Source organism: Candidatus Berkiella cookevillensis, assembly GCF_001431315.2.
Taxonomy (GTDB): domain Bacteria; phylum Pseudomonadota; class Gammaproteobacteria; order Berkiellales; family Berkiellaceae; genus Berkiella_A; species Berkiella_A cookevillensis.
In genome coordinates, this window is the sequence record NZ_LKHV02000001.1 from 638,608 (window position 1) to 656,128 (window position 17,521).

The 17,521-nt window shown below is 40.3% G+C and carries 17 protein-coding genes and 2 tRNA genes; all 19 read left to right on the top strand.

The window, feature by feature from the left end:
* The first annotated feature begins 17 nt into the window (after positions 1–17).
* The 19 genes from secG (at position 18) to nusA (ending at position 17,497) form a co-directional block, all read left to right on the top strand.
* Positions 18–380 carry a preprotein translocase subunit SecG gene (gene secG / locus CC99x_RS02820; protein ID WP_077065417.1) on the top strand — a complete coding sequence of 121 codons (363 nt, stop codon included), beginning with the start codon at positions 18–20 and terminating at the stop codon, positions 378–380.
* A gap of 98 nt (positions 381–478) precedes the next feature.
* Positions 479–563 (top strand) — tRNA-Leu (locus CC99x_RS02825).
* Between the two features lie 233 nt (positions 564–796).
* Complete coding sequence (ndhC, locus tag CC99x_RS02830) at positions 797–1,108, top strand: NADH-quinone oxidoreductase subunit A (RefSeq protein ID WP_445971460.1); 312 nt, start codon at positions 797–799, stop codon at positions 1,106–1,108.
* The gene (locus CC99x_RS02835) at positions 1,099–1,584 is read left to right on the top strand and encodes a NuoB/complex I 20 kDa subunit family protein (RefSeq protein ID WP_057624567.1); all 486 of its coding nucleotides are present in this window, start codon (positions 1,099–1,101) and stop codon (positions 1,582–1,584) included. The genes ndhC and CC99x_RS02835 overlap by 10 nt, the downstream gene beginning before the upstream one ends.
* Complete coding sequence (locus CC99x_RS02840; RefSeq protein ID WP_057624566.1) at positions 1,581–2,267, top strand: NADH-quinone oxidoreductase subunit C; 687 nt, start codon at positions 1,581–1,583, stop codon at positions 2,265–2,267. Before CC99x_RS02835 ends, CC99x_RS02840 begins: the two co-directional genes overlap by 4 nt.
* Positions 2,267–3,520, top strand: coding sequence for an NADH-quinone oxidoreductase subunit D (locus tag CC99x_RS02845; protein ID WP_057624565.1), 1,254 nt, complete (start codon positions 2,267–2,269; stop codon positions 3,518–3,520). Before CC99x_RS02840 ends, CC99x_RS02845 begins: the two co-directional genes overlap by 1 nt.
* Positions 3,520–4,023, top strand: a complete 504-nt coding sequence (gene nuoE, locus CC99x_RS02850; protein WP_057624564.1) for an NADH-quinone oxidoreductase subunit NuoE — start codon at positions 3,520–3,522, stop codon at positions 4,021–4,023. The genes CC99x_RS02845 and nuoE overlap by 1 nt, the downstream gene beginning before the upstream one ends.
* A gap of 4 nt (positions 4,024–4,027) precedes the next feature.
* On the top strand, positions 4,028–5,344 hold the full coding sequence (gene nuoF, locus CC99x_RS02855; RefSeq protein WP_057624563.1) for an NADH-quinone oxidoreductase subunit NuoF: 1,317 nt from the start codon (positions 4,028–4,030) through the stop codon (positions 5,342–5,344).
* The gene (gene nuoG, locus CC99x_RS02860) at positions 5,331–7,718 is read left to right on the top strand and encodes an NADH-quinone oxidoreductase subunit NuoG (RefSeq protein WP_057624562.1); all 2,388 of its coding nucleotides are present in this window, start codon (positions 5,331–5,333) and stop codon (positions 7,716–7,718) included. The genes nuoF and nuoG overlap by 14 nt, the downstream gene beginning before the upstream one ends.
* Before the next feature lie 7 nt (positions 7,719–7,725).
* Positions 7,726–8,751, top strand: coding sequence for an NADH-quinone oxidoreductase subunit NuoH (gene nuoH / locus CC99x_RS02865; RefSeq protein ID WP_057624614.1), 1,026 nt, complete (start codon positions 7,726–7,728; stop codon positions 8,749–8,751).
* Between the two features lie 8 nt (positions 8,752–8,759).
* Positions 8,760–9,251: an NADH-quinone oxidoreductase subunit NuoI gene (gene nuoI, locus CC99x_RS02870; RefSeq protein ID WP_057624561.1), complete on the top strand. Its 492-nt coding sequence runs from the start codon at positions 8,760–8,762 to the stop codon at positions 9,249–9,251.
* A gap of 12 nt (positions 9,252–9,263) precedes the next feature.
* The gene (locus CC99x_RS02875; RefSeq protein ID WP_057624560.1) at positions 9,264–9,878 is read left to right on the top strand and encodes an NADH-quinone oxidoreductase subunit J; all 615 of its coding nucleotides are present in this window, start codon (positions 9,264–9,266) and stop codon (positions 9,876–9,878) included.
* On the top strand, positions 9,875–10,180 hold the full coding sequence (gene nuoK, locus CC99x_RS02880; RefSeq protein ID WP_057624559.1) for an NADH-quinone oxidoreductase subunit NuoK: 306 nt from the start codon (positions 9,875–9,877) through the stop codon (positions 10,178–10,180). Before CC99x_RS02875 ends, nuoK begins: the two co-directional genes overlap by 4 nt.
* A 1-nt stretch (position 10,181) precedes the next feature.
* Positions 10,182–12,158 carry an NADH-quinone oxidoreductase subunit L gene (gene nuoL / locus CC99x_RS02885; protein ID WP_057624558.1) on the top strand — a complete coding sequence of 659 codons (1,977 nt, stop codon included), beginning with the start codon at positions 10,182–10,184 and terminating at the stop codon, positions 12,156–12,158.
* A 14-nt stretch (positions 12,159–12,172) separates the two neighbouring features.
* Positions 12,173–13,711 (top strand): NADH-quinone oxidoreductase subunit M, encoded by a 1,539-nt coding sequence (locus CC99x_RS02890; protein WP_057624557.1) that lies wholly within the window; start codon positions 12,173–12,175, stop codon positions 13,709–13,711.
* Between the two features lie 9 nt (positions 13,712–13,720).
* Positions 13,721–15,163 (top strand): NADH-quinone oxidoreductase subunit NuoN, encoded by a 1,443-nt coding sequence (gene nuoN, locus CC99x_RS02895; protein WP_057624556.1) that lies wholly within the window; start codon positions 13,721–13,723, stop codon positions 15,161–15,163.
* Between the two features lie 78 nt (positions 15,164–15,241).
* Positions 15,242–15,318: transfer RNA gene (locus tag CC99x_RS02900), tRNA-Met, on the top strand.
* Between the two features lie 179 nt (positions 15,319–15,497).
* A complete protein-coding gene (gene rimP, locus CC99x_RS02905; RefSeq protein ID WP_057624555.1) occupies positions 15,498–15,986 on the top strand; it encodes a ribosome maturation factor RimP in 489 nt (162 codons plus the stop codon).
* A complete protein-coding gene (gene nusA / locus CC99x_RS02910; RefSeq protein WP_057624554.1) occupies positions 15,983–17,497 on the top strand; it encodes a transcription termination factor NusA in 1,515 nt (504 codons plus the stop codon). Before rimP ends, nusA begins: the two co-directional genes overlap by 4 nt.
* The last annotated feature ends 24 nt before the right edge of the window (positions 17,498–17,521 follow it).

The window sequence follows — 17,521 nt, forward strand, 5'->3', positions numbered from 1 at the left end:
ATTAAGTTAGGTAATTTATGTACGGTGTATTATTAGCAATTCATGTTATTGTAGCGGTTTGCTTGATTGGCTTCATTTTGATCCAACAAGGTAAAGGCGCTCAGGCAGGCGCTGCCTTTGGTAGTGGTGCATCTCAAACAGTTTTTGGAAGCCAAGGATCGGGTAGCTTTTTAAGTAAAGCGACTACTTATTTGGCGGTTGTTTTTTTTATTTTGAATCTTGCTCTAGCGTATATTGTAAATCGAACAATTAAAGAGCAAAGTACGCCAGTCGTGCCAACGACGACGGCTACTGTGCCAGCAACGGGCACTCAACAAGGTGCACCAGCGCAAATAGGTAACACATCTGACATACCATCAGACGTGCCTAGCCCTGAGTAATATTTAAATTTGTTAAAACACTAAAAAAATTATTTTTAGTGTTTTTTAAAATCTTATAAGAATGATAGAATTGGCAAATTAACTTAAAATCTTTCATTGCCGAAGTGGTGAAATTGGTAGACACGCTATCTTGAGGGGGTAGTGGCGCAAGCTGTGCCGGTTCGAGTCCGGCCTTCGGCACCATTAATGACTAAACAAAAGCTTTCCTGCTTACATTCTTGTCTGATGAACCATAAGTGTACAAACCTCAAATTTTACATTCAGCGCTTATGGCTGAGCGTAGTATGAGAAATTATGCGCTTTAATATACGAATATACATCGATAAGATATTGTGGATCTTAATCATACTGCTTGGTAAGGGTTCTGAACTGTGTTAGAAAATTATCTCCCCATATTGGTGTTCATGATCATCAGCATGGGCTTTGGCGTTCTTTTAGTGGGTATTGGTTCTTTAATATCGCCCACAAATCCTAATCCAGAAAAATATTCTCAATATGAATGTGGTTTTGAGCCCTTTGAAGATGCGCGCTTAAAATTCGACGTTCGTTACTATTTAGTTGCTATTTTATTTATCATTTTTGATTTAGAAGTAGCATTCTTGTTCCCCTGGGCCGTTATTTTAAAAGAACTATCATGGGCCCCTATTATCGCAATGGGGATATTTTTATTACTGCTGTTAATCGGCTTTATCTATGAGTGGAAGAAAGGGGCATTAGAATGGGAGTAATGACTGCTCATAAGCAAGGTTTCTTAACGACTTCTGTACAGAATTTAATGAATTGGGCAAGAACAGGTTCTATGTGGCCGATGACCTTTGGCTTAGCTTGCTGTGCTGTTGAAATGATGCATGCGGGCGCTGCTCGCTATGATTTGGACAGATTTGGTATTGTGTTCAGACCTAGCCCAAGACAAAGTGATGTTATGATCGTTGCAGGCACACTCTGTAATAAAATGGCACCCGCTTTGCGTAAAGTATATGATCAAATGCCTGATCCTAAATGGGTTATTTCAATGGGATCTTGTGCAAATGGGGGCGGATATTATCACTATTCTTTCTCCGTGGTACGAGGCTGTGATCGCATTGTCCCTGTCGATATTTATGTCCCTGGTTGCCCTCCAACCGCTGAAGCACTGTTGTATGGTATTTTGCAATTGCAAAATAAAATTCGTAATAAGAACGTGATTACACGAGAAATATCATGACACAGTTAGCAACACTCAAAGAACAGCTTTTAGCGCAATTTGGCTCTAAAATACAATCAATAGTTCATACATCTTTTCATGAGATTACGATAGAAGTCGCTGCAGAAGAAATCGTGAGTATCTGTGAAACATTGCGTGATCATCAAGATTTTAAATTTGAAATGCTCATGGATCTTTGTGGGGTCGACTATTTACATTATGGTGTAACGGAATGGGAAACAAGCCACTCAACCAATCATGGTTTTGAGCGCGGTGTGCAGTCTATGAGAGATACTGTAAAAAGTAGCTGGCGTAAGCCCAGGTTTGCCGTTGTTTATCATTTATTGTCTATTACACACAATCATCGTATACGTGTTAAAACCTTCGTCCCAGACAGTGAGCCTATGTTAGATAGTGTGATTGCTGTATGGCCATGTGCAAACTGGTATGAAAGAGAGGCCTTTGATTTATTTGGTATTTTATTTAAAGGGCATCCAGATCTGCGTCGTATTCTGACTGACTATGGTTTTATTGGGCACCCTTTTAGAAAAGATTTTCCTGTAGAAGGTACTGTTGAGGTTCGCTACGATGCTAAAGCACAACGCGTTGTGTATGAGGCTGTGGATATTGTACCAAGAACCTTGGTTCCTAAAGTGATCCGTAAAGCGAATGAAGAGGCATCTAGCGAAGAGGTGAAGCGCTAATGGGTGACATTAAAAACTATACAATTAATTTTGGCCCTCAACATCCTGCCGCACATGGTGTGTTAAGACTTATCTTAGAAATGGATGGCGAAGTTGTACAAAGAGCCGATCCCCATATTGGTTTGTTACATAGAGCAACTGAAAAATTGGCAGAAACCAAGCCTTATAACCAAAGCATTGGTTACATGGATCGTCTAGATTATGTATCTATGATGTGTAATGAGCATGGTTATGTACTTGCTATTGAAAAGTTATTGGGCATAACGCCCCCTGTTCGTGCGCAATATATTCGCGTTATGTTTGATGAAATAACACGTATTTTGAACCATTTAATGTGGTTAGGTGCGCATGCTTTAGACATTGGTGCAATGACCGTATTTTTATATGCCTTTCGTGAACGTGAAGATCTCATGGATTGCTACGAAGCAGTGAGTGGTGCGAGATTGCATGCAACTTATTATCGCCCCGGCGGTGTTTATCGAGATCTGCCAAATCGTATGCCGCAATATAAACCATCACAATGGCACAAAGAAAAAGATACGAAGAAACTCAATGAAAATAGAAGTGGTTCGTTGTTAGATTTTATATGGGATTTCACAGAACGATTCCCTAAATGTGTTGATGATTATGAAACCCTTTTAACCGACAATCGCATTTGGAAACAAAGAACGGTTGGTATTGGCGTTGTCAGTGCTGAGCGCGCGATGCAGTTGGGATTTTCAGGACCTATGCTACGTGGTTCTGGCGTGGCTTGGGATTTGCGCAAAAAACAACCTTATGAAGTTTATGATCAACTTAATTTCGATATCCCTATTGGCAAAGAAGGTGATTGTTACGACAGATACTTAGTTCGTATGGAAGAAATGCGACAATCTAATCATCTTATTAGGCAATGCGTAGAATGGCTTAAAAAGAATCCTGGTCCTGTCATTATTGATGATCACAAAATTATTCCTCCCTCAAGAAGCAAAATGAAAGAGGATATGGAATCATTGATTCATCATTTTAAATTATTTACAGAAGGCTTTTGTGTACCAGAGGGTGAAGCTTACGCTGCCGTTGAACACCCTAAAGGTGAGTTTGGTGTTTATTTAGTATCTGATGGTGCAAATAAGCCGTATCGCCTCAAAGTGCGAGCATCCGGTTTTGCGCATCTTGCGTCTATTGATGAAATGACCAGAGGGCACATGCTGGCTGACGTAGTTGCTATTATTGGTACTCAAGATATTGTGTTTGGAGAGGTTGATCGCTAATGAGCACTGCTAAATTGCTGTCCCCAGATCTATTATCAAAAGAAACCAGAGTAAAGATTGATCACTGGTTAACCAAATATCCTGCTGAGCAAAGACAATCAGCTGTGATCCCCGCACTTACGATTGTTCAAGAGGAAAATAATGGCTCTTTGACAACAGAACTAATGGATGCGGTTGCACATTACTTAGGGATGCCTAAAATTGCGGTGTATGAAGTTGCTAGTTTTTATAGCATGTTTGAGCTAAAGCCGGTAGGTAGACATAAGATATGTGTCTGTACCAATGTCTCTTGTATGTTATCTGGTAGCCATAAAATAGTGGATCATCTGAAGAAGAAGTTAAACATTAAGTTTGGCGAAATTACCGCAGATGGGAAATTTTCACTTAAAGAGGTTGAGTGTTTGGCTGCATGTGGCGGCGCTCCCATGATGCAGATTGGTCGAACCTATTATGAGAATTTGACCCCTGAAAAAATTGATACGATTTTAGATAGTTTGGATTAACCCCATGACCATTCCTCAAAATTTGATTTGTTTTCGTACATTACAATTTGAAAAGCCATGGCTTTTTGAAAATTATCAAAAAGTTGGTGGTTATCAGGTTTTGAAAAAAATATTTACTGAAAATATTCCACCTGAAAAAATCATTGAAGAATTGAAGTTGTCTTGTTTGCGTGGTAGAGGCGGTGCGGGCTTTCCTACTGGCTTAAAGTGGAGCTTTATGCCTCGCAATAAACCTGGTCAAAAATATATTGTTTGTAATTCAGATGAAGGTGAGCCTGGTACTTTTAAAGATAGAGATATTTTAAGGTTCAATCCACACCAACTGATTGAAGGTATGATCATCGCAGGTTATGTGATGGGCACTACTGTTGGGTATAACTATATACGCGGTGAGTTTTGTGAGCCTTTCGATAGAATGGAACAAGCACTGAAAGAAGCGAGAGACGCGGGATTTTTGGGTAAAAATATTCTGAACTCTGGTTTTGATTTTGAATTGCATAATGTGATTGGCGCAGGCGCGTACATTTGTGGTGAAGAAACTGCCTTAATGGAATCCCTAGAAGGTAAAAAGGGACAGCCTAGATTTAAACCACCCTTCCCTGCAAATTTTGGTGTCTATGGCAAACCAACCAATATTAATAATACAGAAAGCTATGCTTCTGTGCCGGTTATTTTACAAAATGGTGGTCAATGGTTTTTAGAATTAGGCAAACCTAATAATGGTGGTATGAAATTATTTTGTGTATCAGGGCATGTCAATAAACCTGGGAATTATGAAGTGCCATTGGGCTTACCCTTTAAAGATTTATTGGCATTAGCCGGTGGTGTGAAAGAGGGACGTAAATTAAAAGCTGTTATTCCTGGTGGTTCCTCTGTACCTGTCTTGCCTGGTGACACTATGATGCAGCTTACAATGGATTATGATTCTCTCAGCAAAGCAGGCTCAATGTTAGGATCGGGTGCTGTGATTGTTATGGATGAGACCACGTGTATGGTTTCTGTATTGGCACGTATTTCTCATTTTTATTACGAAGAATCATGTGGCCAATGTACGCCATGTAGAGAAGGAACGGGTTGGCTATCTCGCATTATACATCGCATATTACATGGCGAAGGTAATATGGAAGATTTGGCTGTTTTAGACAATGTGGCAGAAAAAATTATGGGGCGGACTATTTGCGCCTTAGGAGACGCTGCTGCGATGCCTGTTCGAAGCTTTGTAAAACACTTTCGTCATGAATTTGAACATTACATTCAATATAAACGTCCCTTGGTTGCTAGCTTGAGCACTGAACCTGGAGTTGAACATGGTACAAATTGAAATTGATGGTAAGCCAATAAAAGTCAATCAAGGTTCAATGATTATTGAAGTTGCTGACAAAGCAGGTATTCCAATTCCACGTTTTTGTTATCATGAAAAACTATCCATTGCCGCTAATTGCAGAATGTGTTTGGTTGAAGTGGAAAACGCACCTAAGCCATTGCCAGCCTGTGCAACGCCAGTTTCGGAAGGAATGAAAATCCGAACCTGTTCTAAAAAAGCAATAGATGCACAAAAAGCAGTAATGGAATTTTTATTGATTAATCATCCCTTGGATTGCCCTATTTGCGATCAAGGTGGGCAATGTGAATTGCAAGATGTTGCTTTGGGGTATGGACAATCCTATTCACAGTTTGATGAAGCTAAGCGATCTGTCAAAGACAAAGATATTGGGCCTTTAATTAGCACAGAAATGACACGTTGTATTCATTGTACCCGCTGCGTTCGTTTTGGTGAGGAAATTGCTGGACAGCGTGAGCTAGGTGCAACAGGCCGTGGTGAGCATATGCAAATTGGCACCTTCATAGAGCAGAATGTGAGTTCTGAGCTTTCGGGTAATGTGGTTGATTTATGTCCGGTTGGCGCATTGACCTCTAAGCCTTTTCGCTTTAAAGCGAGAGCCTGGGAAATGATGGCAAAATCTGGCGTTTCTGCGCATGACTGCGTTGGCTCAAATATTTTTTATCACACCATGCGTGGAAATGTTATTCGTGCGGTTCCCAAAGACAATGAGGCCGTTAATGAAATCTGGTTAAGCGATAGAGATCGTTACAGTTATGAAGCTTTATATCAAAACAGATTAACCGATCCGCTTGTTAAGAAAGACGGTGTTTGGCAAACAGTCGAATGGCAAGAAGCTTTAAAATTAATAACCAATAAATTTCAAGACATTATAGATAAAAAAGGCGCTGAAGCGATTGGTGCACTGTTATCGCCTAATATAACCTTAGAAGAAGGTTATTTATTACAAAAAGTATTAAGAGACAAAGCGATAGCTAATATTGATCACCGTTTAAGACAACTAAGCTTTAGCCATCAAGAACATCAAGTTCAACCTTCTTTAGGGGTGAAGTTTGCTGCTTTAGAAGAAGCAAATGCCATTGTTTTGGTAGGTTGTGATGTGCGCTTTGAAGCACCTTTGATAGCTCATAGAATTCGAAAAGCGATTAAACAAGGCGCGACGGTATCCGTCGTGAATCCGCTTCTCATTGAATTTAACTTTAAGGTTGATCATCGTTTAATTGAGCCACAGGGTAATTTGGCATTCAGTCTTGCTCAATTATTAAAAGCGGCTTATCAATTAAATTCAAATGCTTCTCTGACTATGTTTGAAGAAGTTAGCCAATACTTAAATACAGTGACTGTTTCTGATGAAGCTTTGAGCATAGCGAAACAGCTGCTAGAGGGTGAGAAAAAGCATTTAATCTTAGGTGCTTATGCACTTTCATCTCCGCAAGCAGATTGGCTCTGCTATTTAGCGCGAGCACTTTGTGAGGTGACAGGAGCAAGCTTTGGTGAGCTTAGCCAAGGTGCTAATAGTGCAGGTTGTTGGATAGCGGGTGTGTTGCCACACAAAGGCGCATTTTTACAAGCAACCGCTAAAGGTAAGCATGCGGTTGAGATGTTGAAAAATCCATTAGCAGGTTATTTGCTGGTTCAAGTAGATCCAGAATACGATTTTATCGATCCTGCATTAACGCAAAAAGCATTAGAAAAAGCAGAGTGTGTTGTCGCCTGTAGTGCATTTGATAGCCCTAGCCTTAGAAAATATGCAGATATCATTTTACCCATCACACCACATACAGAAACCAAAGGTACTTTTGTAAATGCCCAAGGAGATTGGCAAGGATTTGAAGCCGTTGCTGCTCCCTTAGCGAACAGTAAGCCTTTATGGAAAGTATTACGTGTCTTAGGTAATTTTTGGCATATTCCAAATATGGACTATGAAAGCTTGACTGAAGTTATGGCAGAAATTAAAGAGCAATATGCAAAAATCTCTGTTGCAAAAGAAAGCTTATTGCAATTTAAACCAGCGACACTTGCTCATGTACAAAGTGAACAGCAAATTTTAAGATTAGCGCCCGTGCCTATCTATGCTGTAGATCCATTGGTTAGAAATGCTAAGTCCTTGCAGCAAACGGTTCTGGCTCAATCTGACAAAGTTTGGATGAATGATCAGATGGCTGCTGAACACGGTGTTAAAGAAAACGATCGCATACGCATTCAGCAAGATGGTGTTGCTTCAGAGCCATTAAGTGTTCAACTTTCTGCTGGATTACCTGATAAAACGATTCTTGTGCATAGTGCTATTCAAGCGACTGGCCAATTAGGTGCAGGGTATAACTTTGTAAAAATCCTAAGCGAGAAAGGGTGAGATGATGATGCTTGATGAATCGATAATCAACATACTATGGATTGTTGCCAAGTGTTTCATGATTATACTACCACTTCTCTTAGGTGTGGCTTATTTAACTTTTTTAGAGAGAAAAGTGATAGGCTACATGCAAATCCGTATTGGACCCAATCGTGTTGGGCCGATGGGTTTGTTGCAGCCCATTGCGGATGTGGTGAAGCTACTCCTGAAGGAAGTGATTTTGCCTCTCAAAGCAAATCGCATCCTTTATATATTGGCGCCTATTTTAACGCTCGCGCCTGCTCTGGTTGCATGGTCGGTGATCCCTTTTACGCAAACAGCGGTATTAGCAAATGTTAATGCGGGTTTATTGTTTTTATTAGCAATGACCTCTTTGGGGGTATATGGCGTTATTATTGCGGGTTGGGCATCTAATTCAAAATATGCATTTTTAGGTGCATTACGTTCGGCTGCGCAGGTTGTTTCTTATGAAATTGCCATGGGATTTGCCTTGGTTGGTGTATTGATGGCCGCTGGCAGTATGAATTTAGGTGAAATTGTCACTGCGCAACAAGGGGGATTATTGCATTGGTATTTTATTCCTTTGTTTCCTCTTTTTGTTGTGTATTGGATATCTGCGGTTGCTGAAACAAATCGTGCACCTTTCGACGTTGCAGAAGGCGAGTCTGAAATTGTTGCTGGTTTTCATGTTGAATATGCGGGTATTAGTTTTGCGCTTTTCTTTTTAGCAGAATATGCCAACATGATTTTGTTGGCCTTTGTTGCTGCAGTTATGTTCATGGGGGGGTGGTTATCTCCTTTTGAGGGATATGCTTGGGCGGATAAAATGCTCTTTTGGGTGCCTCCTATTGCTTGGCTCTTTCTGAAAGTGGGATTCTTTTTATTTCTCTACTTATGGTTTAGAGCGACGTTCCCCAGATTTCGATACGATCAGATCATGCGTTTAGGTTGGAAGATATTTATTCCTATGACTTTTTTCTGGTTTGTCGTCGAAGTGTGCATGATCAAACTACAGCTAAAACCCTGGTTTTAAGGTTTCAAATGTTTAGAAAGATTGCTCATTATATTAAAAGCTTCGCTTTATGGGAGCTGCTAGAAGGTATGGCTGTGACCATGCGGCACTTCTTTAAGCCAAAAATTACAGTTCAATACCCTGAAGAAGAGACGCCACGTTCAGCAAGATTTAGAGGCGTACATGCATTAAGACGTTACCCAAATGGGGAAGAGCGTTGTATTGCTTGTAAACTATGTGAAGCAGTATGCCCCGCTTTGGCAATTACCATCGATTCTGAGGAACGGGCGGATGGTTCACGTAGAACCACACGGTATGAAATTGATTTATTCAAATGCATTTACTGTGGATTTTGTGAGGAATCTTGTCCTGTTGACTCCATTGTTGAAACAAGCCTACCTCACTATGTTGTGTTGGAACGAGGGCAGAATATTTTAGATAAAGAAAAACTGCTCGCAATAGGCGATCGCTATGAAGCAGAAATTGCGAGAGAGAAAGAAGAAGATTCAGAATTTCGCTAATAGGGCACAACAATGAGCATCACTTTGCAACAAATGGTTTTTTATTTTTTTTCCTTTATCGCGATTGTTTCTGCTATATCCGTGGTGATTGCAAGAAACCCAGTAAGAGCTGCCTTGTTTTTAGTTCTTACTTTTTTTGCAATGGCTGTCAATTGGATGTTAATGGAGGCTGAGTTTTTAGCGATCGCATTGGTTTTGGTCTATGTGGGCGCTGTTATGGTGCTGTTCTTGTTTGTGGTCATGATGATTGATATCGAAACCCCGAATCTGTTCAGTCCTTTTGTGAAGTATTGGCCGATTAGCTTAGCTATTTCTTGTGTACTTATCGTTATGATGGGGCTTGCCGTTACGCAATATAGTTTTAGTCCAGAAGCAATGCCTGCGCCAACAGCTAAGCTTGCGGACTATAGCCATGTGAAAGCGCTTGGACACTTATTATATTCAGATTTCTTGTTACCCTTTGAGATAGCTGGTGTGATTTTATTGGTTGCCATGATTGCGGCAATTGGGCTTACCTTTAGAGGTGCCCAAACATCACGTTTTCAGAAAGTGAATCAGCAAGTTATGGTTAAGAAAGAAGACAGACTTGAGATCGTCAAAATGAAAGCAGATGAGAGGCTATTATGATATCACTGGCTCAGAACTTAAGCTTAGCTGCTGTATTATTTGGTATTGGTGTTGCTGGCCTTTATATCAACCGTAAAAATATGATCATATTGCTGATGTGTATTGAGCTAATTTTACTAGCAGTCAATACGAATTTTGTTGCATTTTCACACTTTTGGCAAAATCAGGTTGGCGAAGTGTTTGTATTCTTTATTTTAACCGTTGCAGCAGCAGAAGCGGCAATTGGTTTGGCTATTCTGGTCGTTTTATTTAGAAAACGTCGTACCATTAATGTCGAAGAACTAGACGTATTAAAGGGTTAATATGCAAAACAATGCATTTTATGCTTGCTTGGTTGTGGTGTTTTCACCCTTAGTCTCTGCTTTGTTAGCGGGACTCTTGGGTAAACAGTTGGGCAGAAAGCTTTCTCATAGCATAGCAATTTTAGCAGTGGGCTTAAGTTTTTGTGCTTCGGTTTATCTTGCTAAGATGATGCTCGTCGATAACACCTTGGCGGAAGGCACAGAATATATTTTGTACCAATGGGCATCGATTGGAAAATTAGACCTGAAAATTGCTTTCTTACTCGACCATTTGACCATCTTAATGATTAATGTTGTGACCTTCGTTTCTTGGATGGTACATATCTATACAATTGGTTATATGGAAGAAGATCCTGGTTATCAACGGTTTTTCAGTTACATCGCATTGTTCACTTTCTCGATGTTAATGCTCGTGCTTGGCAATAATTTCTTGCAGCTATTTTTTGGTTGGGAAGCCGTTGGTTTGGTTTCTTATTTGCTCATTGGTTTTTGGTACACCAAAGAGACAGCTATTTTTGCAAATATGAAAGCATTTTTGGTGAATCGTGTCGGTGATTTTGGTTTTCTTTTAGGCATTGGCGCTGTCTTGGCTGTATTTGGCACCTTAGATTACAATGCTGTTTTTGAAGCAGCACCTAAAATTGCGAGTCAGAATTTAAGTTTTGAGTTCATTCCTGGACAAACTTGGAACGTTATTACGGTTATTTGCTTGTTACTGTTTGTAGGTGCAATGGGCAAATCTGCGCAAGTACCTTTACACGTGTGGTTGCCTGATTCTATGGAAGGCCCCACACCCATATCCGCACTTATTCATGCGGCTACCATGGTGACAGCGGGCGTCTTTATGATTGCCAGAATGTCACCTTTATTTGAATATTCTGAAGCGGCTTTAAGTGTTGTATTACTCATAGGATCTGTAACTTGCTTCTTTATGGGCTTAATAGCCATTGTTCAAAATGATATTAAGCGCGTTGTTGCTTATTCAACCCTTTCTCAATTAGGTTATATGATTGCTGCGACAGGTGCTTCTGCTTATGCTGCGGGCATGTTCCACTTAATGACGCATGCCTTTTTTAAAGCATTGTTGTTCTTAGGCGCAGGCGCAGTCATTATTGTCATGCATCATGAGCAAGATATTCGTAACATGGGTGGCTTGAGAAAATACATGCCGGTTACCTATTGGACGATGTTCCTTGCAAGTTTAGCATTGATAGGTTTCCCATTTTTCTCTGGTTTCTACTCCAAAGATACAATTATTGAAGCAATTCATTTGAGTGAAATTTATGGCTCTACTGTTGCATATTGGGCAGTATTATCCAGTGTGTTTGTAACAGCACTTTATTCTTTTAGAATGTTCTTTTTAGTATTTCATACCAAACCAAGAATGGATGAGCATACGAAAGAAGAACTAAGAGAAGCACCTGCCGTTGTGTGGGGACCACTCGCTTTATTAGCGATCCCTTCTGTTTTTGCAGGTTTATTTTTTGCCGATTTTCTTTTCACTGGGAACTATTTTGCAAAAACAATCTTTGTATTACCGGAGCATGATGTATTAAAGACATTTTCTGCTGACTATCATGGTGCGGTAGCCATGGGACGACATGGTTTTCAAGGATTGCCTTTTTACTTAGCAATAGCGGGTGTGTTCACTGCATTAGTGGCTTATGTATGGATTCCATCGATATCTCGATTTGCACGGGTTGTTTTCTCGCCAGTTGTTTTCATTCTTGAGCATAAATATGGCTTTGATATTTTTAACCAAAAAGTGATCGCACCTTTGATACGAGGTATAGGGCGTTTATTTTGGCGGGTTGGTGATCAGGTGATTATTGACGGACTTGTTGTAAATGGTACAGCCAAAGTCGTTCACCAAGGATCTAAGTTAATTCGACTACTTCAATCCGGTTATGTATATCATTATGCCTTTGCCATGATTAGCGGACTTATTCTTTTGCTGTTATGGCTCACGTTACATTAAAATAGAGGAACAGCATGGTACCGTTTGCACTCCCATTATTAAGCACGTTGATTTGGCTGCCGATTGTAGCCGGCTTTGCTATTTTTCTAGTTGGAGGTGAAAAAAATCCTCAATTGGCAAGAATGTTAAGCTTTGTCGTTTCTCTGATTTGTATAGGCTTGTGTGTGCCTTTATGGCAAGGTTTTGACGTTGCTTCACCTGCTTTTCAGTTCATAGAAAAAAGTCCGTGGTTTCCAAATTTAAACATTGAATATGCGCTGGGCGTTGATGGTTTTGCAATGCCATTAATTGCGTTAACCTGTCTTTTTACGCCACTTGTAGTGCTTGCTGCCTGGCAGGTCATACAAGATAGGGTAGCACACTATTTAGCAGCTTTTTTAATCATGCAAGGCTTGATGTGTGGTGTTTTTGCTGCAATGGATGCTATTTTGTTTTACTTCTTTTGGGAAGCTATGCTCATACCAATGTTTTTAATTATTGGTATTTGGGGGGGAGCAAATCGAGTCTATGCAACGATAAAGTTTTTCTTATACACATTCCTAGGCTCTGTGTTTTTATTGATTGCCTTGATTTATCTCAATATTCAATCTTCTAAAGCAGGACTGACTGATCCTTTTTCTATTTTTGCCTTCCAGAAATTACCCTTAAGTTTAGTGGAGCAAAAATGGATATTTGTAGCATTTTTTGTTGCTTTTGCTGTTAAAATTCCGATGGTTCCCGTACATACATGGTTGCCAGATGCACATGTGGAAGCGCCAACAGGTGGTTCCGTTATTTTGGCTGCGATTATGTTAAAAATGGGCGCCTATGGCTTTTTAAGATTTATTTTGCCTATCGTGCCAGATGCAAGCCGCCATTTTGAGTTCGTTGTCATTATCTTGTCGCTCCTTGCTGTGCTTTACATTGGGCTTGTAGCACTTGTACAAAAAGATATGAAGAAACTGATCGCTTATTCTTCAATTGCACACATGGGCTTTGTAACCTTAGGTATCTTTGTTGTTTTCTCTTTGATCGCTGCAAATGCACAAGATGCGGCGCAAATGGGATTGGCAGGTGCTTATGTGCAAATGATCTCTCATGGTTTTATCTCTGGTGCTTTATTCTTATGCGTAGGGGTCTTATACGATCGTATGCACTCTCGGCAAATTGCTGATTACGGTGGTGTCGTGAATCGTATGCCTGTCTTTGCTGCATTTTTTGTATTATTTGCTTTGGCGAATGCTGGATTACCAGGTACCTCCGGTTTTGTAGGAGAGTTCTTTGTTATTCTTTCAGCCGTGCAGGCAAATATGTGGTACGCCTTTATTGCAGCGACAACCCTCATCACGGGTGCTGCCTATAGCTTATGGCTGGTAAAGCGCGTTATCTTTGGTGAGGTGAAAAATACCCAAGTGGCCGCATTGCAAGATATCAATGGGCGAGAGTTTATGTTTCTTGCTGTACTGGCTCTTTTTGTTCTTTTGGTGGGCATTTGGCCACAGCCTTTGATAGAAGTGACCCAAACCAGCACACAGGTTCTAATAGAGCAAATCGCTCAGACTAAATTGAGATAAGACAAAAATATGCAAGCTGATTTTTCTCTGATCATGCCAGAAATCACGTTGTTAGTTGCGGCCTGTATTGTTTTATTGGTCGATGTTTTTATTAAGCCCAACTGGCGAGGCCTTACTTATTTTCTGAGTCAATTGGCGCTGGTTGTGAGCTTTGTTGTGTGTCTGCAAACAGAGGTTCAAGCGCCGAGTGTTTCTTTCTCAAACCATTGGGTTGTTGATCCACTCTCTCAAATGTTAAAGCTGTTTATGTTGGGTGTAATGTTTATCGTGTTTCTGTACAGCCGTGTGTATGTAACAGAGCGGACGATAGCGCGTGGTGAGTTTCATATCCTTGCCTTGTTTTCTACCCTTGGAATGATGTTGTTAGTTTCTGCAAATACGCTCTTACTGCTCTATTTAGGCTTAGAGCTATTGACCTTGCCTTTATATGTGCTTGTTGCCCTAAGGAGAGATGCTGCAGATTCTGTAGAAGCGGGCATGAAGTATTTTGTGGTAGGTGCTTTGGCTTCTGGTTTATTGTTATATGGTATTTCTATTTTATTTGGTCTTACAAACAGCATTGAACTAAGCCAAATTACTAGCTATATTCAGCAGGCAAATGCAGATCAAATGGGACTATTACTCTTTGCATTAGTTTTTATTGTCATTGGTTTGGCCTTCAAGTTAGGCGCTGTGCCTTGCCATATGTGGATTCCTGATATTTATGAAGGTGCGCCAACGAATGTTACCTTGCTTGTTGGTTCAGCGCCTAAGCTCGCTGCCTTTGGGATGGCCTATCGCTTGCTGAATGATACCTTGATGGGGCTGTCACAGGATTGGTCTCAGTACTTTATTGTTTTAGCACTGCTTTCATTAGCGGTTGGTAATTTTACGGCAATTGCGCAAACGAATATTAAGCGTATGTTGGCTTACTCAACAATTGCGCATATTGGTTTTATATTATTAGGCTTTGTAGTTGCGCCTTCTATTGGTTTTGCGCCTGCGCTATTTTATACCATTGTCTATGCAATAACGGCCTGCTGTGCTTTTGGTGTGATTATTTTATTGAGCGCCAAAGGCGTCGAAAGAGATACTTTGGAAGATATAAAAGGCTTGTGTCATCGAAGTCCATGGCTGGCCTTTATTATGCTCTTGGCGATGTTCTCTTTAGCGGGTGTACCACCCTTGGTTGGGTTTTATGCAAAGTTTGTGATTCTCAAGGCTTTGATTGATTCGGGTATGGTTTGGCTGGCTGCTGTCTGTGTCGTTTTTTCGATTATCGGTGCCTTCTATTACCTGCGTGTTATATGGTTGATGTACTTTGAGAAGCCCGAGATTGTGAATAGAGTGGGGGGAGCGCTTGATTTAAGAGCTGTACTCAGCTTGAATGGCCTATTGGTTCTTGCCTTAGGCTTGTTGCCGGCACCCTTATTTAGCCTATGTCAGCAAGTTTTTAGTAAGTTGGTTGCTTAATAAGTAATGTTTTTGTGTAATTTAACATATTATGTCTTGAACCATTTTGTCGGTTGGCGTATTATCTACAGCACTTAACGCGGGGTGGAGCAGTCTGGCAGCTCGTCGGGCTCATAACCCGAAGGTCGTAGGTTCAAATCCTGCCCCCGCTACCAGTTTCAGTCAGTATAAGCCCCTTATTGGGGTTTTTTATTGTTTTTTTATTTTATAAAAAAAATAACAAAAAAGTGGGCAAGTCCCACTTTTTTGCTAATGAGTTAGTCAATTATTATTTTCCAAGTCGCTCTGTTTCTTCATTCAAGCGATCACGATATTACGTTAGAGAGTCTAAAGCATGCGATATGACGCTAAATGGGAATCCATTATTAATCCCATTTTGAAGGATAGTGAAGTTGAATTGGTTGGCGTAGTCAAAAGCGGTGATGGTAATCACGCTGTACTTAGAATTTATCTTGATAAGCCAGGTGGCATCACTATTGATGACATCTCTAAGACTTCAAGAGAAATCGAGATGGTTCTGAGTGTGGAAATGGATTTAGAGAATTGTACTTTAGAGGTTTCTTCGCCAGGACTTGATAGGCCTTTATTTACACCTAAGCATTTTCAGCAACAAATTGGTCAGAAAGTAAAAATTAAGTTGGGTATGCTAAAAAACAACCGAAAGCATTTTGTCGGTATGTTGGAAGCTGCGACGGATGAAGCAGCAAGTGTAAAAATTGATTCAGAATTATTTGTTTTTCCATATTCTGAGATCGATGAAGCACGACTTGTTTCTGAGGTCAATTTTGGCAAAGGCCAGAAAGAACGGGGCTCAAAAAAATGAATAATGAAATTAAATTAGTTGTCGATGCAGTTTCAAATGAAAAAAATGTGCCCAAAGAAGTCGTATTTGAGGCATTAGAAGCAGCACTAGAGTCTGCGACTAAAAAGCGATATGGCGCAGAGTGGAATATCAAAGTTGTCATTGATCGTCAAACGGGTGATTATGAAACCTTTCGTCTATGGTTAGTTGTAGATGAAAATGCCGTTGATGAATTTGGTGATGCAATTGGTGTTCAAAATCCAGACGCAGAACTTACTTTAGAACAAGCCCATAAACGCGATGCTAAGCTTGCCATTAGCGATATAATTGAAGAAAAAATTGATTCTATTGCTTTTGGCCGTATTGCTGCTCAAACTGCTAAGCAGGTTATTGCGCAGCGCTTGAGAGCAGCGAAGCGCGATCAAGTCGCAGATGAATATTTACAGAAAGTAGGCCAATTAATTGCAGGTACTGTTAAAAAAGTAACACGCGATTTCTTAATTATAGAATTAGGTAATAATGCGGAAGCCTTACTCAAACGAGGCGACATGTTACCTAAAGAAATGCTACGCATTGGGGACAGAGTGCGCGCTTATTTACAAGATGTAAAAAAAGACGCTCGAGGACCACAGCTGATTATCAGTCGAACCTGCCCTGAAATGCTGATTGAACTTTTTAAAATTGAAGTGCCTGAAATTGGCGATGGTTTAATAGAGCTCAAAGCAGCTGCCAGAGATCCTGGTAGTCGTGCTAAAATTGCTGTTTTAGCCAAAGACAACAGAATTGATCCAATTGGTGCATGTGTTGGTATGCGTGGTGCCAGAGTTCAAGCAGTTTCAAATGAATTGGGTGGTGAGCGCGTTGATATTGTCTTGTGGAATGATGATCCTGCTCAATACGTTATTAATTCACTTGCACCAGCTGAAGTTTCAAGCATCATTATCGATGACGATACTCATACAATGGACGTAATTGTTCAAGAAGATCAACAGTCTGCTGCCATTGGTAGAAATGGCCAAAATGTGAGGCTTGCTAGCCATTTAACAGGTTGGGAATTAAATGTTATTTCAGAACAGCAAGCGCAAACACGTGAACAAGAAGAGTTTGAAAGAATTTCTAGCCTCTTTATGGATAATTTACAAATTAATGAAGCATTAGCAGCTGGGTTTGTAGAAGCAGGGTTTACGACGATTGAAGAAATTGCTTATGTGCCAACTCAGGAGCTTTTAGAAGTGGAAGGATTAGATGAAGAGACGCTCAATCAATTAAGATCGCGAGCAAAAGACAATTTGTTAACGCAAGCAATTGAGAAAGAAGAACGTTTAGAAGAAAAAGCGCCAACTGAAGAATTGTTAGCTTTAGAAGGTATGGACAAACAGCTTGCTTATCAACTAGCAACAAGTGACGTTGTGACAAGAGATGATTTGGCTGAGTTATCAGTTGATGATCTTGTGCAAATCGCGGGTATTGATGAAGAAAAAGCAGCAAAACTTATTATGGTTGCGAGAGCACATTGGTTTATAGAGAATTAGGTCGACACATATCTGGAGGCGCCT